The 22795-nt window shown below is 51.6% G+C and carries 18 protein-coding genes; 7 read left to right on the plus strand and 11 right to left on the minus strand.

The genetic code is table 11. The annotated features are described in order from the left end of the window. Window positions 1-5: 5 nt before the first annotated feature. Complete coding sequence (locus tag OGV94_RS02445) at window positions 6-635, minus strand: ECs1377 family protein (RefSeq protein ID WP_075145864.1); 630 nt, start codon at window positions 633-635, stop codon at window positions 6-8. A gap of 174 nt (window positions 636-809) precedes the next feature. Next, window positions 810-2708, minus strand: coding sequence for a methyl-accepting chemotaxis protein (locus OGV94_RS02450; RefSeq protein ID WP_220771512.1), 1899 nt, complete (start codon window positions 2706-2708; stop codon window positions 810-812). Between the two features lie 375 nt (window positions 2709-3083). Here OGV94_RS02450 and OGV94_RS02455 point away from each other — a divergent pair, with 375 nt between their 5' ends. Further along, window positions 3084-3623 carry a DUF2058 domain-containing protein gene (locus tag OGV94_RS02455; RefSeq protein WP_043017090.1) on the plus strand — a complete coding sequence of 180 codons (540 nt, stop codon included), beginning with the start codon at window positions 3084-3086 and terminating at the stop codon, window positions 3621-3623. A 104-nt stretch (window positions 3624-3727) separates the two neighbouring features. Here OGV94_RS02455 and pgtA read toward each other — a convergent pair whose 3' ends face one another. Genes pgtA through pgtC form a run of 3 tightly spaced genes read right to left on the minus strand, consistent with a single transcriptional unit; the run spans window position 3728 to window position 8170 of the window. Continuing rightward, window positions 3728-4975: a two-component system response regulator PgtA gene (pgtA, locus tag OGV94_RS02460; protein WP_286522520.1), complete on the minus strand. Its 1248-nt coding sequence runs from the start codon at window positions 4973-4975 to the stop codon at window positions 3728-3730. Next, a complete protein-coding gene (gene pgtB, locus OGV94_RS02465) occupies window positions 4965-6959 on the minus strand; it encodes a two-component system sensor histidine kinase PgtB (RefSeq protein ID WP_170928031.1) in 1995 nt (664 codons plus the stop codon). Before pgtB ends, pgtA begins: the two co-directional genes overlap by 11 nt. Before the next feature lie 11 nt (window positions 6960-6970). After that, on the minus strand, window positions 6971-8170 hold the full coding sequence (pgtC, locus tag OGV94_RS02470) for a phosphoglycerate transport regulator PgtC (protein WP_155762297.1): 1200 nt from the start codon (window positions 8168-8170) through the stop codon (window positions 6971-6973). Between the two features lie 416 nt (window positions 8171-8586). Between pgtC and pgtP the strand changes: the two genes are divergently transcribed. Next, window positions 8587-9978, plus strand: a complete 1392-nt coding sequence (gene pgtP, locus OGV94_RS02475) for a phosphoglycerate transporter PgtP (protein ID WP_047409729.1) — start codon at window positions 8587-8589, stop codon at window positions 9976-9978. Window positions 9979-10085: 107 nt separating this feature from the next. Here pgtP and OGV94_RS02480 read toward each other — a convergent pair whose 3' ends face one another. Next, entirely contained in the window at window positions 10086-10328 is a 243-nt protein-coding gene (locus OGV94_RS02480) for a YfdY family protein (RefSeq protein WP_043017095.1), read from the minus strand. Window positions 10329-10767: 439 nt separating this feature from the next. Here OGV94_RS02480 and lpxP point away from each other — a divergent pair, with 439 nt between their 5' ends. Further along, a complete protein-coding gene (gene lpxP / locus OGV94_RS02485) occupies window positions 10768-11688 on the plus strand; it encodes a kdo(2)-lipid IV(A) palmitoleoyltransferase (RefSeq protein ID WP_043017096.1) in 921 nt (306 codons plus the stop codon). Between the two features lie 41 nt (window positions 11689-11729). Here lpxP and OGV94_RS02490 read toward each other — a convergent pair whose 3' ends face one another. Then, on the minus strand, window positions 11730-12344 hold the full coding sequence (locus OGV94_RS02490) for a lysozyme inhibitor LprI family protein (protein ID WP_286522523.1): 615 nt from the start codon (window positions 12342-12344) through the stop codon (window positions 11730-11732). Window positions 12345-12687: 343 nt separating this feature from the next. Between OGV94_RS02490 and ypdK the strand changes: the two genes are divergently transcribed. Then, entirely contained in the window at window positions 12688-12759 is a 72-nt protein-coding gene (gene ypdK, locus OGV94_RS02495; RefSeq protein WP_010723117.1) for a membrane protein YpdK, read from the plus strand. 65 nt (window positions 12760-12824) lie between these two features. Here the strand turns inward: ypdK and alaC are convergent, their stop codons facing one another. Further along, window positions 12825-14063: an alanine transaminase gene (alaC, locus tag OGV94_RS02500; RefSeq protein ID WP_181634446.1), complete on the minus strand. Its 1239-nt coding sequence runs from the start codon at window positions 14061-14063 to the stop codon at window positions 12825-12827. 387 nt (window positions 14064-14450) lie between these two features. Here alaC and OGV94_RS02505 point away from each other — a divergent pair, with 387 nt between their 5' ends. Genes OGV94_RS02505 through OGV94_RS02515 form a run of 3 tightly spaced genes read left to right on the plus strand, consistent with a single transcriptional unit; the run spans window position 14451 to window position 17776 of the window. After that, window positions 14451-16148 (plus strand): sensor histidine kinase, encoded by a 1698-nt coding sequence (locus OGV94_RS02505; RefSeq protein ID WP_087051437.1) that lies wholly within the window; start codon window positions 14451-14453, stop codon window positions 16146-16148. A 14-nt stretch (window positions 16149-16162) separates the two neighbouring features. Then, on the plus strand, window positions 16163-16897 hold the full coding sequence (ypdB, locus tag OGV94_RS02510) for a two-component system response regulator YpdB (protein WP_043017099.1): 735 nt from the start codon (window positions 16163-16165) through the stop codon (window positions 16895-16897). Between the two features lie 15 nt (window positions 16898-16912). Further along, a complete protein-coding gene (locus OGV94_RS02515) occupies window positions 16913-17776 on the plus strand; it encodes an AraC family transcriptional regulator (RefSeq protein WP_087052476.1) in 864 nt (287 codons plus the stop codon). A 367-nt stretch (window positions 17777-18143) separates the two neighbouring features. Here OGV94_RS02515 and ptsP read toward each other — a convergent pair whose 3' ends face one another. Genes ptsP through ypdF form a run of 3 tightly spaced genes read right to left on the minus strand, consistent with a single transcriptional unit; the run spans window position 18144 to window position 22788 of the window. Continuing rightward, window positions 18144-20639, minus strand: coding sequence for a phosphoenolpyruvate--protein phosphotransferase (gene ptsP, locus OGV94_RS02520; protein WP_286522527.1), 2496 nt, complete (start codon window positions 20637-20639; stop codon window positions 18144-18146). Between the two features lie 23 nt (window positions 20640-20662). Continuing rightward, complete coding sequence (ypdE, locus tag OGV94_RS02525; RefSeq protein WP_199994346.1) at window positions 20663-21703, minus strand: aminopeptidase; 1041 nt, start codon at window positions 21701-21703, stop codon at window positions 20663-20665. After that, on the minus strand, window positions 21703-22788 hold the full coding sequence (gene ypdF / locus OGV94_RS02530; RefSeq protein ID WP_286522529.1) for an aminopeptidase: 1086 nt from the start codon (window positions 22786-22788) through the stop codon (window positions 21703-21705). The genes ypdE and ypdF overlap by 1 nt, the downstream gene beginning before the upstream one ends. Window positions 22789-22795 lie beyond the last annotated feature (7 nt).

Consider the following 22795-nt stretch of genomic DNA (forward strand, 5'->3'; position numbering starts at 1 on the left):
GTTCATCACAGGGCCTGGCGATAAAACGGCACATTCCTCACTGTTGCAGTCAGATTGTCGGACACTATCGTCTGCTCTGTAGCTATCCGCATCCCCGATTTTCTCAGCCTCAGTACGTCAGCAGCTATACGTTGGCTGCCAAACCAGAAAAGCCCGTCCAGAGCCGTGACATCAAGACCAGATTCCAGAGCCAGCTTCAGTCGTTCACGCGGCGCTTTCACCGCTTTAGCAATCTGCTGATATGGCGCTTCGCTTGAACCTGCAGGGCCAATGCGTCGGATACGATGCGACAGACGGTATTGAAATTCATTCGGGATCCCGTCGAGATTCGCTTTCAGGCTGTAAACACAACCAAAGCGTTTGCCGTTAAAGATGACGTTTTTCTGACTAAGCTGCAGCTCTTCACGCACGCTGGCAATCAGCTGTGGAGTACGCAGTAATAACAAGCGGAAAGGCAGCTCAAAACTGGTCACATAGTCTACATTCAATAAAGCAATACGCAGACGTTCTTGCGGCCCCGCCTTCAATTCGCGACATTCAGTAATAACATCAGCCCACTGGCCCCTAAGGCGGGAACTCTCAGTCGCCTCAGTAAAACTGTATTTTTCAGTCTCATAATCAATACGTTCAGTCACACGGAATTCCCTTCTGGCCACATCTCGGTATCGGTTGCTCACTTTACCAGCGACAAGATTGCTATGTCAGGGATCTTTTCTTAACCCGCCCAATATTTGCTTCATATCATCACACAAAGATGAAGACAACTGACCGATCCGACGCGTTTACCGGATCGGTACAGCGGCGTCATGTCAGACAACAAAACGATTGACCAGCCCCTTCATGGTGACCGACAGATTGTCCAGCCGCTGGCTGTCGCTCGCGGCCTGAGAAACCAGCGCCGCATTTTGCTGAGTAACCTGCTCCATCGGTCGCAGTGCCAGGTTTATTTGGGTTACCCCTTGCGACTGTTCCGTCGCCACACGCGCGATATCCGCAATATATTGCTTCATACTGGTGGTATTGTCCGCCGCCGCTTCCAGCGCGGTAGCAGACGCCGTGACACGCTCAACGCCCTCACTAATTTTGACCATATTCTGCGCAACCAGCTCGCGGATCTGGTTAGCTTCTTTGGCGCAACGTTGCGAAAGATTCCGCACTTCACTGGCCACAACCGCAAATCCCCGGCCCATCTCTCCCGCCCGCGCTGCTTCCACTGCCGCATTCAGCGCCAGCAGGTTAGTCTGAAACGAGATATCATCAATTGAGGTCACAATATTCGATATTTTCTCACTGGAAGCGCGAATATCCCCCATACTCTGGTTCGCCGCACTGGCAACGTTGCTCGCCTGCCGAACTTCTTTTTCCAGCCTGATTGTCAGATGCTCCGCTTCACGGGCATTATCCGCCGTTTGGGTAATCGTCGTTGATAGCTGCTCCATACTGGCCACGGCTTGTACTATTGATGCTGCCTGTTCATCCGTGCGTTGGGCCAGATCCTGATTACCCGCCGTAATACTGCTGCTGGCATCGGACAAAACCACGGAGCCTTGTTTAATCTCCTGTACGATATGCTGAATACTTTCCAGCATGGTGTTATAGGCACGATTAAGTGAGGAAAGCTCATCTTTACCCGGCGTCGCCAGACGTTGAGTCAGATCGCCATTCATACCCGCAATCTTGCGCAGCGTGTCGCTGAATTGGCGATGCATATTGACTGCGATGGCTCCGGCAAAGGTCAATGATGCCAGTAGCGCTAACAAGCTGACGACCATATATATTTGCCAGTTTTTTCGTGCATCCTGTGCAAGTTTTTTCGCATTCGCCAACAGAAGATTCGCCGTCACATTTTCTATCTGCCGCATCACTTCAATACGCTGGGTTTGTACTTTAAACCAGACAGTTGGATCGACATCAAATCCACCGTTGGCGGCATGGCTAAACGCGGTTTCACGAAATGAGAGGGCTTTTGACGCTTCTGCAGATTGTAAGCGATTTTTCAACATGGCCGCCTGTTCCGGCGAGCTCAGGCGCAACGATTGTGCCAGCCAGACGTTCTGTTTACTGACGACATCACTGAGCTGATGTAACTGTCCTTCGGCGAAATGACCGGAGGAAAAGATATTTGATAACAGTGCTCGTTCAATACCTGCTTGTTCTTTCAAATTCAGCAGGTTGTAGTAGGCGGCGAATGCGTTTGCCATTTCGCCAGAATCCGTCAACTGCCCCAACTTGCCGACAAAACTCAGCACATCAGCAATGACGTTGGTGTAAAACTTCACCACATCTGCGGCTGGAAGCCCCAACTGCGTGACATTTTCCCTGATGGTGGCAAGCGAAAGAATGTTTTTCTTAAACGCAGCGACAGAGGTAGCAACATCCCCTTCCGGTAATGCAGTATCGGACAACGAGCGCACGAAAACCTCAATCTCGCGATCGGTCAAAGCCCGTTGTGCATTTAACTCATCTTTGAACGTTTTCCCTGCAGCGCCCAGAAATCCGACACTCATTCCCCGTTCTTTTTGCAGTTCATGCACCACATTTCCGGCACTGCGAGCGAGCGCTGTCAGCTGGGCAATATTCTCCATCTGCCGTTCTGTCTCAATGCGCGTCAATATTCCTGAACCTGCAAACCAACATAACGCCAGTAATAGTGGTTGTAGCGCGATTATTAACTTCATTTTCATCGGCATTCGATAAACCCACCACATGCTACTCCCCTCCATTGTCCATATTTTCATTATGGTTATCGGCGTTAAGAGGCTGCACTTTAAATTTTATCAAGAAGCAAGTGGTTGTTTTATAGATTGAATATCTGCCAAAATAACTCTATTTGATTATAACCGACAATACAAACATCTGTAACACAAAGCCTCATTGAATCTTTATCTCATTTTTTCAATTTATTTAGCATATTATTAAATTTTGAGAAATTGGGTAACTATCAACACGATTCATAAAAAAGAGTCAGCCCCATAACAGTTACAATTGCTGGAGGTAACTGTTGTCACACGGCCATTATCTGGCATCCCGCCGAACGTTGAGGTTATAATCCTTACAACGATTTTTTTGGATTAGAAGCGACAATGACAAAACTTACCCTACAAGAACAGATGCTTAAAGCAGGTCTGGTCAGCAGCAAAAAAATGGCGAAAGTGCAGAGAACGGCTAAGAAATCGCGCGTTCAGGCTCGTGAAGCCAGAGAAGCGGTTGAAGAGAATAAAAAAGCGCAGATCGAGCGTGATAAGCAACTCAGCGAACAACAAAAGCAGGCCGCGTTGTCTAAAGAGTATAAAGCGCAGATCAAACAACTGATTGAAATGAATAAAATCACCATTACCCGTGGCGATATTGGTTACAACTTTACTGACAATAATCTGATCAAAAAAGTCTATGTTGATAAGGTGACCCAGTCTCAGTTGATCAAGGGCCGTCTGGCCATTGCCCGTCTGACGGCTGAAAGTGGTAGCGAGAGCGAATACGCCATCATTCCGGCAGTCGTCGCCGACAAGATTGCCCAGCGCGATGCAAGCTATATCGTGCTTAATTGCGAACTGAGCCAGGAAGCGAAGGATGAAGACGATCCGTATGCTGATTTTGTCATTCCTGATGATCTGATGTGGTAAGCGAAACATCCCAATAATCACCCGGAATTTCATCGCATATTTCGGTGAACGCTAACGCCGCCACCGAAATACTGTCAACGTCTCCTCCTCCCCGATCCTGGCCACTAAAACTTATAGTGTTCTTTGCTCAACCCGTATTTTCTCATGCGTAAATAGAGTTTTTTACGCGGGATTTGTAAATACTCCGCGACTTCATTAATACGCCCCTGATGGATATTTAGCGCTTCAGTAATGATCTGCCGCTCGTACTCTTCAACCCGACGGTCAAGCGGTGTCGGTTCGGGCAGATGCAGCTGCGGATTCGCTGTTTCAGCCAGTGGAAGCAGACCAACGGCAAAAAGCTCGGCGGCATTCGCCAGTTCACGGACATTGCTTAACCACACACGACGCCGCATGCCTTTCAGTAAATCTCCTTCAACCTCGGGCACGGGATGGTTCAGGCGCAGACAGGCTTTCTGCAGATAATGTCGAAACAGCGGCTCAATATCATCCGGGCGCTGTGACAGAGGCTGGCAGCCGATTTGCGTCATCGCAAAACAGTAGTAGAGTTCGGCCACAATCTGATTGGTTGCCGCCAGTTCCACCAGCGATGTAGCGCCAATACCTATCAGGCGAAACGGACGCCGTTCCTGGCTTTGCAGATGTACCAGATGGTGCTGTTGTTCACGCGTCAGGCACTCAATATGGCTCAGGACCAGCGTTCCCCCTTGCGCTTGAGTAATAAGGTCATTCAGTTGCCCCGCATTCTCTAACGTCAATTCCCCACGGATAAACGGCCCTTCGGTATTACGCCCAAGCTGGTGTAAATAACGAGCGCCAGTCATACGCCCCGTTCCCGGCTCGCCATAAAACCAGACGGCAATGTCCGTTTCAGCCAGGTGCTGGAGGCGCTGGCGATACTGATTGACCCAGTCACTGTAGCCAAGCAGTTCAACCTGGAGCTTTTGCTGGCAATAGTGGCGACGAGTAATCACGGATTTTCTTTGGCGCAGCGCATCTTCTACCAACGACAGCAGTTTGCCGGGATCGATCGGCTTTTGCAGAAAATCCCATGCGCCTTTCTTCACGGCCTCTACCGCCATAGGGACGTCGCCATGTCCGGTGATCAATAGGATCGGCAGCTGATTATCATCCTGATGAAACAACGTCATCAAATCAATTCCATTGCAGCCAGGCATGCACACGTCGCTCAGCACAATTCCCGGCCAGTCGGCCTGCAGCCAGTTTCGGGCGTCAAAAGGGTTACTGCATGCGCAGACACGATACCCCTCCTGTTCAAGCAACAGGGTGTAAGCGTCGAGAACATCGGCATCATCATCAATCAGCAGAACAGAATATTCATCACTCAACATCGTTTACATCCGTCAGATTAAATTGCAAAACGACGCAGGCATTATGACCCGGCGTCGAGGCCAGGCGCAGTTCGCCGTCCATTTGCGTCATTAACGATACACAAATCGATAAGCCAATACCGAGACCCACATCCTTACTGGTGGTAAACGGTTTTAACAGTGATGGCAATAACGCCTCTGGCCAGCCGGGACCGTTATCACAGACAAAGACGCACAACTGGCTGCCCTCAGCCTGCCAGTGAACGTCTATGCGCGCGGCAGTCGGACATGCATCCAGTGCATTTGCCAGGACGTTTACCAACACCTGCTGAATACGCACTTCATCACCTGCCACCCACACGCTCCGGTCTGGAAGCGTCAGCGTGCCTTGCTGCGGCTTATGCCGCATAGCCAACAGTTCCCAGGCAGCGCTGAACGTTTGTCGTAGGTCGACCGGATGCAAAGGCGCGCCCGGTTCGGCCCGACGCGCAAACTGACGCAGTGAACGAATAATGGCATCGATGCGGGTAATCAGCCCCTCTGCTTTAGCCAACGTACTTCTGGCCTGAGCGGATTGGCCCTGCTCAATTGCCCTTCCCGCCGTAAACAAGTACATCGACAGCGCATTTAGCGGTTGGTTAATTTCATGCGCCAGCGTGGTCATGGTCTGACCGACCACCGCCAGCTTTGCCGTCTGGATCAGTTCATCCTGCATCGCCCGGAGATCGGACTCAATCTCCTTACGCTCCGTCACTTCTTGCTCCAACTGATTTTTTTGCGCACTCAACTGACCCAGAGTATGGCGCAGCAAGCCTGCAATACGCCCCAGCTCATCGCGCCCATAAACCGGGATAGTAGCATCCGTTCTGCCAAGACCAATTTGCACCACGGCCTGGTTGAGCGCGGTAAAACGCTTCACCAGCCGCGAACGAATGAAGTAGTGGTTAAGCCCCCAGGCAAGAAGTAGCGCGAGCAGCGTAGCCAGCAAAATAAGTCCGCCGCTGACGCGAACAATCTGTTCCAGCCGCTGGTTAAACATCTGCATTTGCTGATGGCTACTTCCCAACTGCGCTTCCAGCAGCGTTCGAAAGCGCCCGAGCGTTGCCTCTCGGGTATGGTTGGCATCAACCAGCGCTTTTTGCGCGGCGACATAATCGCGCATGGTATCGGGCATTTTATTTTTCATCATGCCGATTTCCAGCAGCTCGTCGATAGTTTGCCGCAGGGTTATCGTACTGGGCCAGTCATCGAGGGTACGGATATTTTCATCCGCCGTTTTTTTCAGGTTCTCCAGATAGCGGATGTGATTTTCCACCAACATGCCGTCGTCACTACCCGACTTCAGTTCATTGAGCCTGTCGCGTAAATCATCAACGATCTGATTTTCAATTCTTGCCAGGGTGTAGACCTGCTGCTGCTCGTTTTGCACCTCTCTGGCACGTTTGAGATACAGCGCAGCATCACCATTTTTGGCCTCGATTTGATCCAGCAACGTCCCCTGCTGCCAGGTAAAATCCTGCACCAGCGAATTCAGCTCGGTAGTAAAATCATCATGAAGCCAGTCGATGCGCGCGGAAAGTTCGCTCACTTTTTCACGTACAAGGAACAGGTTGTAGAGCACCCGATCCAGTTCCGCCATCAGCGCCCGGCTGTCTTGCAAAAGCACTGCCAGTTGCTGCTGCTCTGTCGGTTGCAAGCCCCGGCTCAGCACCTCAATCTTATCCAGATGGGAGATTATTTGATTGCGTAGCTGCAACCTTACCGTGGTGTTGGGGGCCAGCAGGAACTCATTCAGTTGATCCACAACCAGGTTGAGATTCCCTTCAATCAAAAAAGCGGAATGCACGCGCGGGAAGTAATCATCAAGCGAATAACGTATCTGCGAGCTTTGCTCATGCCAGGAGTACAAACTGACGCAGCTTACGCTCAGCGTCAGTAATGCGCCGGTAAGGAAAGCGCCCCGCAGGCTGCTGCTGATGCTGAGCTGACGCAGGCGTTGCAGTATCGATCCACCTTTCATTTTAACTCTTCCAGTTTGGAAATCGCCTGACGCTGATTTTTAAGAAACCACAACTGCCACTCCATCATCTGCTGTTCGGCCACGCTTTTATTATCAAATTGCGCAAGCCAGGCCTCATCTTCACTGTTCCTGGCATCTATCGGAACGCTGGTCAGCAGCGCTCTGATTTCGGGTAGTGGGCGTTTCAGGCGCGCTTCGGCACTGTAGAGCGCCCGCCATGCATCTTTCAGTTGCGCGAGTCGAAAACTGATCGCGGTATCAAACATCCGCTGTACCAGCCGTTGTCGCTTAAGGATCAGGCGATAATTAAGCGCTGGCTGGCTCATCAAAATTGCCTGCTGAGCCGCGCGTGGGTTATCAGGCGCGAGCTGAGTAACCGGATATTTTCCCGTGTTCGCATCGGCAAGGATCCGCTGCCCTTCAGGGCTTAACAGATAACGGATAAATCGACGCGCTTCATTGGGGTGCTGGCTGTTCTTAAGAACGGCAACATAAGTAGGCGAAACCGCCGAGCGAGGAAAATAGGTAAAAGCCAGGTGCGGATCGTTTAGCAACAGGTTGGCATAGTTATCAATGACCGGCCCCGCCACGCCCAGACCGCTCTTAATTTTGTCGGCCACGCCAAAACTGCGAGATGAAATCGTCACCAGATTACCGGCACTGGCCAACAGCGTCGCCCAGCCCTCTTCCCATCCTTTTTGCTGCAGCAGCGACTCAACCATCAGGTGGTTGGTATCGGAACGCGACGGGCTACTCATTAACAACGCGTTCTGATATTTAGGTTGCGTTAAATCCCCCCAGTCAGCAGGAGGCGACAAATGACGCGCCGCCAGCGCAGAACGGTTAATTAGCAGACCAAAACCAGATATCGCAACGGCCACGGAGGTAGAACGAATCGAGTCAGGCACCAGCCGCTGGCTTTCCGGCAGTACATTATCGAAGGGCGCCAGCTTCTGATGCTCCTGAAGATGCTGCAACAGCATGGGCGACGAGGTCAGAATCAGATCGACGTTTTCCGCATTGGCAGTATCAAGCAGTTGTTCCAGTGAACTGCTGGTCCGGTTTAACGTACGAATCATCACTGACCCTGGCTCCGTCTGCCAGCGCTGGATAATCCAGGCCGTTGCCCCTGGGGAAAAAGTAGTCGCCATCACCAGTTCTTTCCCCAAAGCCAGACTACTCACCGACAGCGACATAAAACAGAGCAAGATCGCCCAAAAGCGCCCCCGACCCAAAAGTCTGTTTGTGATCCCGTTCATAAATACCAACATGTGCAAAAAATAATATTGAGACAAAACTTACCCGTTTATCACCGCAGGGGGAGAAGAATAAGGTTATTCGTACAATAACCAAACGGAAAGTGACGACATCCGTAAAGAATACCCGAAAATGCGCTCTGAATTTGTTAATATCCGCACACACCGAAGATAAAAATGCCCGTAAAAGAATAGATTTTAAAATCCTTTATTTAAAAAGAGTCAAAATCAGCTACGCAATACACAATTTGTGTCAATAGTGACTCATTTCATCAACTTGAGTTTCTCTGCCATCTATTTCACTCTTCACTGCGAAAAATCCTGATATTCACATCAATATAAATTTAGGTGATGATATGTTATCAATATTTAAGGCAGGGCCAGCGGCAAATAAAGTCCCGGCGGAGAAAGTCCAGGCTACTTATAGCCGATACCGCATGCAGGCATTACTCAGCGTATTTCTTGGCTATCTTGCGTACTATATTGTGCGCAATAACTTCACGCTCTCAACTCCATACCTGAAAGAGCATCTGGATCTCAGTGCTACGCAGATTGGCTTACTTAGCAGTTGCATGCTTATTGCCTATGGGATCAGTAAAGGCATAATGAGCAGTCTGGCAGATAAGGCCAGCCCAAAAGTCTTCATGGCATGCGGCTTGATCCTGTGTGCTATCGTCAACGTAGGCCTGGGGTTCAGTACCGGATTCTGGATTTTTGCCGCTCTGGTCGTTTTCAACGGTTTGTTCCAGGGGATGGGCGTCGGCCCTTCATTTATTACCATCGCTAACTGGTTTCCACGTAAAGAGCGTGGACGCGTTGGCGCATTCTGGAATATCTCACATAACGTTGGCGGAGGTATTGTCGCGCCGATTGTTGGTGCCGCCTTTGCCATTTTGGGGAGCGAACACTGGCAAAGCGCCAGCTATATTGTCCCAGCCGGCGTTGCCGTACTGTTTGCTTTTATTGTACTGCTGCTGGGGAAAGGCTCACCGCGTCAGGAAGGCTTACCGGCACTAGAGCAAATGATGCCGGAAGAAAAAGTCGTATTAAATACCCGACGCGTTGTCGAAGCGCCAGAAAATATGAGCGCCTTCCAGATCTTCTGCACCTATGTCCTGCGCAATAAGAATGCCTGGTATGTTTCACTGGTAGACGTCTTTGTTTATATGGTGCGTTTTGGCATGATTAGCTGGCTGCCAATTTATTTATTAACCGAAAAACATTTCTCGAAAGAACAAATGAGCGTAGCGTTCCTGTTTTTCGAATGGGCGGCAATTCCATCCACATTACTGGCGGGTTGGCTCACTGATAAACTGTTTAAAGGCCGCCGCATGCCGCTGGCTATGATCTGTATGGCGCTGATTTTCGTCTGCCTGATCGGCTACTGGAAAAGTGAATCGTTAGTGATGGTCACTATTTTTGCCGCCATCGTGGGTTGCCTGATTTATGTTCCGCAGTTCCTCGCGTCCGTTCAGACGATGGAAATTGTCCCCAGTTTCGCGGTAGGTTCTGCGGTCGGGTTACGCGGATTCATGAGCTACATTTTTGGCGCATCCCTGGGAACCAGTCTGTTTGGCGTGATGGTCGACAAAATGGGATGGCATGGCGGATTCTATCTGTTGATGGGTGGGATTGTCTGCTGCATCCTGTTCTGCTACCTCTCTCATCGTGGCGCGCTGGAGCTCGAACAACAGCGAAAAAATGCTCAGCAAGAGGAAGCCTCACTCCAGTTGGCAGATGCCCGGTAATCGACGTAGGTTTCACAAAAAAGTGCCAGCGATGCTGGCACTTCAATAACTCAGATAAATATAAGTCGCTCTGTGTGATAATGTATTGCTAATAGTAACATTCCTAATTATCGCTTACCGTAGCCCACCATAAAGCGAATAATCAAACCGCATGCAGGGGCAAGAAAAAGGAATAATCCGGTTACCATTTCGTTACCATTGGTCAACCGCATAGTAAAAACGTAAATTAATGCCGTAAGGATGGCCATACCGAGAAAAGCGCTGATTGACGCCGCTGCGCCCATAACCTGCCAAATATAGCAACTGACGCACAAAATGCTCAGTGCAAGAAAGATCCAGAAATAGAACATAGCGATACCTCCTGTCTGCCATAAACTTAACCTAAGTCCTTACACTCCCTTAACTTTATATTCTAAGATAGTTCCTATCTTCATGCGATTTAAGCAACATCTTAGTTACATATGTCATTCGCCTGCGTACTGTTAACTCTTCAACAGACTGTTATTTAATCTGCATAAAAACAACGAATTATATATAGGTTAATTTTTGTTCTTAATCGCCCTAAAAACATTTACGAATCTTGAGTAATTATTTCTGGCTGACATTAATCTTCGGGTGTACATTGTGCGTCCGATCATTCATGCCCCCTCGTGGTTTTGTCCTGACTCAGTTTTACACTCTTTACAGGAACCAATGTCGTTCATGGCGGCCTAACGATCAGTGCAGAGTGTAAAGCGACTGACAAAGAATCTTCGCGATACATCTATTTCGTATCAACAACAGGTGCTTATGTTCCCCCAATGTAAATTTTCACGCGCGTTTTTGCATCCGCGCTACTGGCTCACATGGTTTGGTGTTGGTGTGCTCTGGTTACTGATACAACTTCCCTATCCCGTATTGTGTTTTCTTGGTACCCGTACAGGAACGCTTGCTCGTCCATTTTTGAAACGCCGTGAATCTATTGCACGTAAAAATCTCGAACTCTGTTTCCCGAATCTGTCGCAAGATGAAAGAGACAAGCTGGTCGATGAGAACTTTCGTTCACTCGGCATGGGACTGCTTGAAACAGGTATGGCCTGGTTCTGGCCGGACCGCCGGGTGCGTAAATGGTTTGACGTAGAAGGGCTCGACAACCTGAAACGCGCCCAATTGCAAAACCGTGGTGTGATGGTTGTAGGCGTACACTTTATGTCGCTCGAGTTAGGTGGTCGCGTAATGGGGCTTTGCCAACCGATGATGGCAACCTATCGCCCGCACAACAATAAGTTGATGGAGTGGATCCAAACCCGCGGTCGTATGCGCTCTAACAAGGCCATGATCGGCAGAAATAATCTGCGTGGTATTGTCGGTGCCCTGAAAAAAGGCGAGGCCGTATGGTTTGCCCCCGATCAGGACTACGGTCGCAAAGGGAGTTCATTCGCCCCGTTCTTCGCAGTCAAAAACGTTGCGACCACTAACGGCACTTACGTATTGTCACGGTTATCGGGCGCAGCAATGCTGACAGTAACCATGGTGAGAAAAGCAGATAACTCCGGTTACCGCCTGTTCATCACCCCGCAAATGGAAGGTTACCCGACAGATGAAAGCCAGGCTGCAGCGTATATGAACAAAATTATCGAAAAAGAGATCATGCGCGCACCCGAGCAGTATCTCTGGATCCACCGCCGCTTCAAAACTCGCCCGATGGGTGAAGCCTCGTTATATATCTAAAAAGAAAGGCCGTAAGGCCTTTCTTTTTTTCTGCGTCTGAATTACTTAACTCCCCACTTGTTCTGGAGTTCAGTCATTCGCTCATTATAGTTACGGGCAATACAGGCTGGCTTGTCCTGCTCTTTCCAGCACTCATTACGCCCTTTCACCCAGCCGCGCTGCTCTGCTTTGAGCGTCGGGTTATTACCCGATTTCACCAGCGCCTGCTTGTAGGCCCCATTTAGCGCCATATCCATAGCTGAGAGCGCAGGGCTCTGGCAGATAGCCTCTTCGATACCGCCTTTTGCTACCGCAGCGCAGGAAAAAGAAGGCCCGTTGCTGGTCGGGTTTTTTGCCCCGGAAAAGTCAATATTGTCTTCAGGCAGGCATACCCCATGCTTTCGATTCGGCCCGCTCCAGGAAATATCCGGATTCCCGTCATCTTTGCGGGAGATAGAAACGGTATTGTTACCGCTTTTTGCTTCCCAATAGTTTTCATTAAAGGCCTTCACCGTCGCCTTCGTGCCATCAATCCAGACATTGCCTTTACCATCACTATTCACACCACCAATACTTGCGCAGCTGAAATTGAATGCCAACGGCGAGGCCGCCATCGACGTCAATGGCGTAAGAACGAGTGCTAACATCATTAATCTGGTCATTTTTAACCTTTTCATTATCTAATTCCGCGAAAAATTAACCGCATTAACATCATGGCGATATGAGAATTCTCCGAGTAACCATTACGTCGCTCAATAGCAATTTATTACCGGCAGAAATTAAACTGTCGCCGAATCACGACACTTGTAAGTTATTAAAATCAAATAAAAAAATGCCTCTTGTCTTGCCTCATTTTTAGGCGTACATTAGCGCCGTCTGGAGCATGAAAGCTCAGAATTCTGAGGTGATGCAGCCAAGCAAACGAGGGGAATTCTCCCTTTCGTTTACGCGTGCATCAGCTCTCTGTCAGGTAAGCATATGTTCATTTAGACGTACCTCAGGTACGCGGAGAGATGAAAAGTGAAATATTTCTTTATGGGCATTTCTTTTATGGTCATCGTTTGGGCCGGTACTTTCGCCCTGATGATCTAAATTAAAAGACGCAGCAAAAAAACAGGAGCCATCAGGCTCCTGTTTGCTTTTGGGGAATCGGGTTGTTAGTCGGTACTTTCAGTAGCCGATTTTGCACCGGCAGGCAGTAAGCCATCGGCGCGAAACATCGCTTTAATACCGCGAATCGCCTGGCGAGTACGGTCGCGGTTTTCAATTAGCGCAAAGCGCACGTGCGTATCGCCATAATCACCAAATCCAATCCCCGGAGAAACGCAGACCTTCGCTTCGTTCAGCAGCTTCTTGGCAAATTCAAGTGACCCCATCCCGGCGTAATGCTCTGGAATTTTCGCCCAAACGTACATCGAGGCTTTTGGCATCTCGACCATCCAACCGGCTTCATGCAGCCCTTTTACCAGTACGTCTCGACGGCGTTTATATTGCTCCGCAATATCCCGTACGCACTGCTGATCGCCTTCCAGCGCGGCGATAGCTGCAACCTGCAACGGCGTAAAGGTTCCGTAATCGTGATAGCTCTTAATTCGTGCCAGCGCGTTGACCAGCGTTTTATTACCCACCATAAAACCGATACGCCAGCCCGCCATGTTGTAGCTTTTCGAAAGGGTGAAAAATTCAACCGCAACATCGCGAGCACCCGGTACCTGCATAATCGACGGCGCTTTCCAGCCATCGTAGACAATATCGGCATAGGCCAGGTCATGAACCACCAGCACGTCATAGCGTTTCGCCAGGGCCACGACTTTTTCGAAGAACTCCAGCTCGACGCACTGCGCAGTCGGGTTAGAAGGGAAACCTAAGATCATCATCTTCGGTTTAGGATAGCTTTCGCGAATCGCGCGCTCCAGCTCATTAAAGAAATCGACGCCGTCGACCAGCGGCACTGAACGTACCTGCGCGCCAGCAATCACCGCACCATAAATATGGATCGGATAGCTCGGGTTCGGTACAAGGACGGTATCACCGTGATCGAGCGTAGCCAACATCAGGTGCGCCAGTCCTTCTTTAGAACCAATCGTCACAATCGCTTCGGATTCCGGATCGATCTCAACGTCATAGCGTTCCTGGTACCAGCGGGAAATCGCCCGACGCAGACGCGGAATGCCGCGCGAGGTGGAATAACCGTGAGTATCCGGGCGCTGCGCCACGGTACACAGTTTTTCAACAATATGAGGAGGCGTGGCCCCATCCGGGTTCCCCATGCTGAAATCGATAATATCTTCGCCGCGCCGACGCGCAGCCATCTTCAGCTCAGCAGTGATGTTAAAAACGTAAGGGGGAAGGCGATCAATACGCGTAAAGCGACGTTCAGGGCGGGAGTCAGCCATAATATCCTCAGATTAACGTTAGCGCCCGGACCGTCCGAGCGACGCTGCCACGATGGTGGCACGTTTAGAAAATAGCCTGAATAATTTCCTTCTGTCGAGAGGCAAAGCAAAATATTTTTTATTAACGAAAAAGAGGAACAACAAGAAAAAATAGGGAAATAACCATTTTCACAGCCCGCTTAAAATTACCATCATTTAACATTTTGTTGTTAACTACATTACTTTGAACGCGGCACTGACAGGACAGGTATTGTAAATACAACAATCATGCAACAATCCCCTTTTAATATTAAGGTTTTTCCTCATTAGACCCAGGTTGCGGGGGGGCTGGTCATCCAGCCTCAGGTTACCTATCATAGAGGTTTAACCCTTGCGCAAGAGTCACCCGTGCACGAAATATTCAATATGCTGCTGGCGGTATTTGACCGGGCAGCGCTGATGCTGTTCTGTCTGTTTTTCCTGATTCGTATCCGCCTGTTTCGCGAACTGTTGCACAAGTCAGCCCACTCCCCAAAAGAGCTGCTCGCCGTTACCGCGATTTTCTCAATGTTTGCCCTGTTCAGTACCTGGTCCGGCGTACCGGTTGAAGGCTCACTGGTTAACGTACGTATTATTGCGGTCATGTCAGGAGGAATTCTGTTCGGTCCGTGGGTCGGCATCATTACGGGCCTCATCGCGGGCACCCATCGCTACCTGATCGACATCGGCGGCGTAACCGCTGTGCCCTGCTTTATCACCAGCATTCTGGCAGGCTGTATTGCCGGGTGGATCAACCGTAAGATCCCCAAAGCGCAGCACTGGCGCGCAGGTATTTTAGGCGGAATGCTGTGCGAATCCCTGACCATGATCCTCGTCGTCGCATGGGCGCCCACCACTGAGCTGGGGCTGGATATTGTCTCGAAAATCGGCATCCCTATGATCCTGGGCAGCGTCTGCATTGGCTTTATCGTCATGCTGGTTCAAAGCGTGGAGGGTGAGAAAGAGGCCAGCGCCGCGAAGCAGGCCAAGCTGGCGCTGGATATCGCCAACAAAACCCTGCCGCTTTTCCGTCAGGTTAACAGCGAGTCGCTCCGCCAGGTGTGCGAAATTATTCGCCATGACATACATGCAGACGCCGTCGCGATTACCAACACCCAGCACGTACTGGCGTACGTTGGCGTGGGTGAACTTAACTACCGCGATAACGATGACTTCGTCAGCCCGACCACCCAGCAGGCGATCAATTACGGAAAAATCATCATTAAAAACAATGATGAAGCGCACCGCACGCCCGAAATACACTCCATGTTGGTGATCCCGCTCTGGGAGAAAGGCGTTGTCACCGGTACGCTAAAAATCTACTACTGCCATGCCCACCAGATAACCTCCTCACTGCAGGAAATGGCGATTGGTCTGTCGCAAATTATCTCGACGCAGCTTGAAGTTTCCAGGGCTGAGCAGCTTCGTGAAATGGCAAATAAGGCAGAACTGCGCGCACTGCAAAGTAAAATAAATCCCCATTTCCTGTTTAACGCCCTGAATGCGATTTCGTCGTCGGTGCGGCTTAATCCGGACACCGCACGCCAGCTCATTTTTAATTTGTCGCGCTATCTTCGCTATAATATTGAATTAAAAGACGATGAGCAGATAGATATCAAAAAGGAGCTGTATCAAATCAAGGATTACATCGCCATCGAGCAGGCTCGTTTTGGCGACAAGCTGACGGTTATTTATGACATCGACGAAGAGGTAAGCTGTTATATTCCCAGCCTGCTGATTCAGCCGCTGGTAGAGAACGCGATTGTCCATGGGATTCAACCCTGCAAAGGAAAAGGCGTGGTCACTATCAGCGTGGCAGAATGCGGTAACCGGGTAAGGATTGCCGTGCGGGATACGGGCCACGGTATCGATCCAAAAGTCATTGAACGGGTCGAATCCAATGAAATGCCGGGTAATAAAATTGGCCTATTGAATGTGCATCATCGCGTTAAGCTGCTCTACGGCGAGGGCTTACATATCCGCCGTCTGGAGCCAGGCACTGAGATTGCCTTTTACGTGCCTAATCAGCACTCGCCCGCAGCCGCACCGGCCACATTGTTGCTTTAACCAGGAGCGAAGTCGTGAAAGTCATCATTGTTGAAGATGAATTCCTGGCCCAACAGGAACTTAGCTGGCTGATAAAAGAGCACAGCCAGATGGAAATTGTCGGCACATTCGACGACGGCCTGGACGTGCTGAAATATCTCCAGCACAACCGCGTTGACGCCATTTTTCTGGATATCAATATTCCCTCGCTGGATGGCGTGCTGTTGGCGCAAAACATCAGCCAGTTTGCGCACAAGCCTTTTATTGTCTTTATTACCGCGTGGAAAGAGCACGCCGTTGAAGCCTTTGAACTGGAGGCCTTCGACTACATCCTGAAGCCGTATCAGGAATCGCGGATCGTCGGCATGCTGCAAAAGCTGGAAGCCGCCTGGCAACAACAGCAAACGGGAACTTCGCCCATCAGTCCGGTAGCACGCGAAAACGACACGATCAATCTGATCAAAGATGAGCGAATCATCGTGACCCCGATCAACGACATCTACTACGCAGAAGCCCATGAAAAGATGACGTTTGTCTACACCCGACGCGAATCGTACGTGATGCCGATGAACATCACCGAATTTTGCAGCAAATTGCCGGCTTCGCATTTCTTCCGCTGCCACCGCTCGTTCTGCGTGAATCTGAATAAAATTCGCGAGATCGAACCCTGGTTTAACAACACCTACATTTTGCGCTTAAAAGATCTGGAATTTGAAATCCCGGTTAGTCGGAGTAAAGTGAAAGAGTTCAGACAGTTAATGCACTTATAGCGCAGAGAAAGAGCGATGAAAGAACCAGGCCTACCCGCAGACCAACAGTTTTTCGCCGATCTGTTCAGCGGCCTGGTATTAAACCCGCAGCATCTGGGGCGCGTGTGGTTCGCGACCCAACCCACCACATTACCAACCGGAAGTTTATGTATTGACCTTCCGCGCCTCGATATCGTGCTGCGTGGCGAATACAGCAACCTCCTGGAAAAACAGCAGCACAGCCTACCAGAAGGCGACATGCTGTTTATCCCGACGAAAGCGGCAAATCTGCCCGGCAGCGACAAGCCCGTGATGCTGTTGAGCCTGGTGTTTTCTCCGGCCTGGCTAGGACTCTCTTTTTACGATAACCGAACCGCATCGCTGTTACGTCCGCTCCGCCGTATTGAGTTACCCCATCCGCAGCGCGGCGAAGGCGAGGCAATGCTGACCGCATTAACCCATTTAAGCCGCACTCCTCAGGCCCAGGATATCATTCAGCCGCTGGTGCTTAGTCTGCTGCATCTGTGTCGTAGCGTGGTGAATAGCCGCCCTGACACAGAGCGTCCTCGCGCCGAATTTCTCTATCACAGTATGTGTAATTGGGTACAAGATAACTATGCCCAACCGCTGACCCGGGAAAGCGTGGCGCAGTTTTTTAATATCACGCCCAATCACCTGTCAAAAGTGTTTGCCCAGCACGGTACCATGGGATTTGTCGAGTATCTGCGGTGGGTCAGAATGGCGAAGGCGCGCATCATCTTACAGAAATACCATCTGTCGATTAGCGAAGTCGCACAGCGGTGTGGATATCAGGACAGCGATTATTTCTGCCGCCTGTTCCGACGTCAGTTTGGCCTGACGCCGGGAGAGTACGGCGCGCGCTTTCAGTCAGCGCGTTAAGTGAGACAACACCAACAGTGTTAGTCATATCCGTTTGCCTCGTTGTAAAATAGCGGCCTTTAGCCCAATCCTACTGGCTTACTCAATAAAGTGAATATGCGATGAAAAACAGACGTGCACTCTCCCTGATGTGTTTTCAGATGCTGGAATCAGGTGCGGATCGTCAAACCGTGAAAAGAGCCCTTACCTCCCGCCGAGTTAAAGGTCGTCAAGCGGTGGTTCTGCTCTGCAAGCAAGAGATGAAACTGTTAAGAGCCGGGAAACTACCGGGGCACAACGCGCCGCATTGATGATTTCGCTTTCCAGTAGCCTTTATCCCGCCTGCAACCACAGCGCCACAGGCAGGATAGCGCTCTTTCAGTGAAGCTTAAAATGTCAGTTCCGCCTCCAGCAGCGCCAGAATGCTCTCGGCATTTTCAGCGGCGAACAACGACTGGCGGAACTGCTTGTTAACGAGCTTACGCGCCAGCTGCGAGAAGACCTTCACGTGGTTAATGCCTTCGTCGGCACCCAGCGTCAGCATGATCACCAGCTCTACTTCGCCCATCTCAGACTGCCAGTCAACGGGCTGTGCAAGCCGGGCAATGCTGATGCTGGAATGGCGGATCCACTGGGATTTCGTGTGTGGGATAGCCACCCCAAAACCAACGGCGGTAGTGACTATCTCTTCGCGCTGCCAGACATCCTCTTCCAGCTCAAACGGATGTTCAGTTCGCCCGTTAACGCCAAGGTTGCCGCACAGAAACTGAATCACCTGCTCTTTGTTGCTCAGAGATTCACCAACAAAGATATTCTCCAGCGCCAGCAGCGGACGTACATCTTTCTGCGGTGCAAACTGGTTGAGCAGATCTTCAATCTCCTGAGCGCTACGGCACTCGCAGGCCTGCAAAGCGAGTTCGCGGCATGCCTGACCGTCCAACTGACGGAGTTGGCTTTTTACCGCCGGAATACGAGGACTGCTCATACTCAGTTCATCGAGCCCTAAACCCAACAGCAACGGTAAATAACGCCCTTCGCCACCCAGTTCGCCGCAAATGCCGACCCATTTTCCGCGCTCGTGCGCCACGCGAACAATTTGCTGCAGCATACGCAGGAACGACGGCGTAATCGGGTTGTACAGCGGCGAAACGCGCGGATTATTACGATCGACGGCATACAGGTACTGGGTCATGTCGTTTGAACCAATACTGAAGAAATCCACCTCATCGCAGAAATGGTCGATGATGTAACACACCGACGGCACTTCAACCATAATCCCCAATGAAATCGTCGGGGCATGGCGTAAACCGTCCGCTTTCAGCGCCGCCAGCGCTTTTTGCAGTTCACTTTTTACCCATAAAATCTGGTCGAGGCTGTGCACCATCGGGATCATCAGTTGTGCGTTACCGAAGGTCGCCGCCCGTAAAATAGCGCGCAGTTGGGTGCGAAACAGTCCGGCAAACTCTGGATAAATCCGCACCGCGCGGTAGCCCAGGAACGGATTCTCTTCCTGCGGAATATTGAGATAGCGGATATTCTTATCACCACCAATATCCATGGTACGAAAGATAACCGGCTTATCACCCGCAGCCAATAAGACCTGCTGGTAGGCTTCAAACTGTTCCTGCTCGTCGGGGGCGCTGTCGCGGTCCATAAACAGCATTTCAGTACGAAACAGCCCAATTCCTTCCGCGCCGTTGGTAAACGCTCCCGGCGCTTCCAGCGCGGTACCGATATTCGCCGCAACGTCAATACGCTGATTATCTTTGGTCAGCGCGGGCTGGGCGGCATCAAGCGCCTGTCGACGCTGGCATTCATCGGCCAGCTTCTGCGCAATCGCGTAATAACCGCGAACCGCTTCGTCTGGGTTGATGGCCAGCCCCCCACAGCGGGCATCCAGTACCGCATATTGCCCGGTATAGCGGCTAATGGCCTCCAGCGGCAAGCCACTAAGCACCGGAATCGCGGACGCGCGAGCGAGGATCAGGGTATGCGAGGTGCGCCCCGTTTTTTCCAGGATCATGCCAGACAGATGCTGCAAATCGAGGCTTAAAAACTGGCTGGGCGTCAGATCTTCAGCGACCAGAATCGTCGGTTTTTCCAGTACCAGCGCATTGCGCGGGCGTCTTTCAGGCCAGGTGATGTGCAACAACTGTTCGCTGATATCACGGATGTCGCTGACGCGTTCGCGCAGATAATCGCTACCGGAGGCCGATAGCCTGGCGCATACCTGCTCCATATTGACGATAATCGCCGCCCCCAGCCCCAGATGCTGACCCTGCATTAAACGGCGAATATTCCCGGCAAACTCATCATCCTGAATCAGAGACAGATGCGCGCTGAGAATGGTTTTACTCTCGCCGTCGCGCTCGCGCAGCTGTTGATTGAGCTGCTCGGCAAGCGTCGCCAGGCTGTGCTCCAGCCGGGCGTTATCTTCCGCACTCGCCGCTATCGCGCGATAACTTTCCAGATTATCGCTTTGCCAAAGCGTGAGCAAACCGGTCCCCACGCCTCCTGCCAGCACGGTACCGTACAGCAGGTCCGGGTTGAGGCGAATCAGCGAACGCGGCAATGGATGTGCCGCCAGTTCCGCCGGCGTCGGCTGAACGCTGTCGCTGTCAATAAACCGGTGCTGGAGATACTCCTCCAGTGTTCGCCGGGCCTGTTCTTCATCGCGACCGGTAATGGTCAGGCTACAACTGTCGTTAAACAGCGTCCCGGTGCCAATCAGCGCCAGCGAGCTTTTCGCATCCGCCCTCGCATTCTGGCGATGATTAATAAATATCACCTCACTTTGCCACTGGCTGCACTGCTCTTTCAGCTCCCACGCCGGACGCGCATGCAGGCCATTGGGTAACGGGCAAAGAAATTGAATCGTTAACATAACAACTCCTGATTAGCGCGAAATCAGCACCTGAAATCCGTCAGATGAGCCACGGTTTCGCACGTTAGATGTGAAATAAGAGCTGACAACAACTGCTGCGTCTGGATGATGTCACGACAGTCGGCAATCGATGCCGCGCAGTGTCCATGCCGTGTGGCAGGCCCTATGACAACCGTTGGGACCCCCGTGCCGCTGACGTGCACCGCACCGCCGTCGGTGCCGCCGTTACTGAACATGTCGAGCTGCAGGGTAATACCCGCGTCAGCGGCCACGTTTTCAACCCACGTCGTCAGCTTCGGCGGCGCAATCAGTGATTTATCACTCAACACCAGCATCGGGCCTTTACCGAGCTGTCGGTGGTTGGCCGCACTGTAATCAAAGTTTTTGGCCCAGCAGGCCGTATCCAGCACAAACGCCACATCCGGTGCGACCGCGCGTGCTGCGGTTTGTCCTCCGCGCAATCCCACTTCTTCACTGGAACTGGCCACCAACCACACCTCGCAAGGGAGAATGGCGTCATGCCATTCACGCAGCAGCGCCACCAGCAAATAACATCCAAGTCGGTCATCAAAGGCTTTTCCCATGACTCGCTGGTGCGGCAAAACCTGAAAGGTTGTGTCAAAGGTGACGCGATCGCCCGGGCGCACACCGGCCTGCAGTACCTCTTCATAGGACCGCGCGCCAATGTCCACCCGCAGCGCACTGACTTCATTACCGCTGCGCTCTCCGTCAAGCAGACCAGGGATCTTGCTCTCTTCGCGGGTGGTGATCCGCACCGGCTGCAATTGCCTGGCCGCCATACGCACATTTCCCACCGGCAATACATCGATCGCCCCTTCGCTGGAAATACTGCGCACAATAAATCCTACTTCATCCATATGCGCGCAGATCATCACCTTCGGACCGGTTGATTCATTGAGCCGGATCAGCACCGATCCCAGTCCATCGAAGCGCACCTCTTTATTGAGACGATCCGCCTCTTCAAGCAGGATCTGACGCACTTCCTGTTCAGAAGAGGCGATCGCGTCCGCCTCGCTCAGCGCCTTCAGTAGCGACAAATCCATTACGCCTCTCCCGTGTGTAACAATGTTTTCGCCATGGTATAGAGCACCTCGCCGCCGTCTGGCGTAACCAGCACCACATCCTCAATACGCACTCCGCCCTGGCCCGGCAGATAAATACCCGGCTCAACGGTGAGCAACATGCCAGCCGCCAGAGGTGTTGTATCTGTGGGGGAAAAACGTGGGTTTTCATGCACCTCAATACCGATAGCGTGTCCGGTATTGTGACCAAACGCATCGCCATAGCCCGCCTGCATAATGACCCGCCTGGCTGCAGCGTCTACCTCATTGCAACGCGCGCCTGGTCGAATTGCCGCCACCGCGGCACGTTGCGCAGCCAGGACAATCTGATACACGGCAAACAGCGCGCTTTCTTCCGCTGGCTGGTTGGCGTCGGGGATGCGAAAGGTTCGCGTCATATCAGAACAATAGCCCTGATACTGTGCGCCAAAATCCAGCGTAATGAACTCACCTGCCTCGACACGCTTGTCGCTGGCTTTACCGTGCGGCAGAGCGCCGCGCCAGCCGCTGGCGACAATGGTGTCAAAAGAGGCTTTATCTGCGCCGAGCGTACGCATATACCACTCCAGTTCGGCGGCAATTTCGCGCTCACTAAGACCGGGTTGAATAAAGCGGCGTATATGTTCTGCGCTCAGGTCAGCTATCCGGCAGGCTTCGCGGATGCAGGCTATCTCCTGCGCGGTTTTCACCTGTCGAAGCACGTCCGGCACAGCGCTCACCAGTCGGGCATGCAGTTTGCCCGACCAGACCTGCGCGGTATCCCAGCTTACCTGCTCACCTTCGAATCCCACCGTCTGCAGCTTTTCGAGCGCAATAATGTGATTCATCTGCGAATACAGCGTCTGCGTTCCATCGAGTCGATGAATTTGGTAGCCCTGAGTGCGCGTGGCGACATCGGTGTAGTAACGGCCGTCGACCAGGATATGCGCGCTTTCATGGCTGATAAACACAAACCCTGAACTGCTGGAGATCCCCATATGCGGCTGTTTATTCTGCCGCGATGACAGCAGCATCGCGTCGAGATGTTGCTCCGTCAGCCAGTCGCGCAGCGAGACAAGTAAGCTCATGGTTACA

This window comes from Citrobacter sp. Ce006 (genome assembly GCF_030336535.1).
Taxonomy (GTDB): domain Bacteria; phylum Pseudomonadota; class Gammaproteobacteria; order Enterobacterales; family Enterobacteriaceae; genus Citrobacter; species Citrobacter europaeus.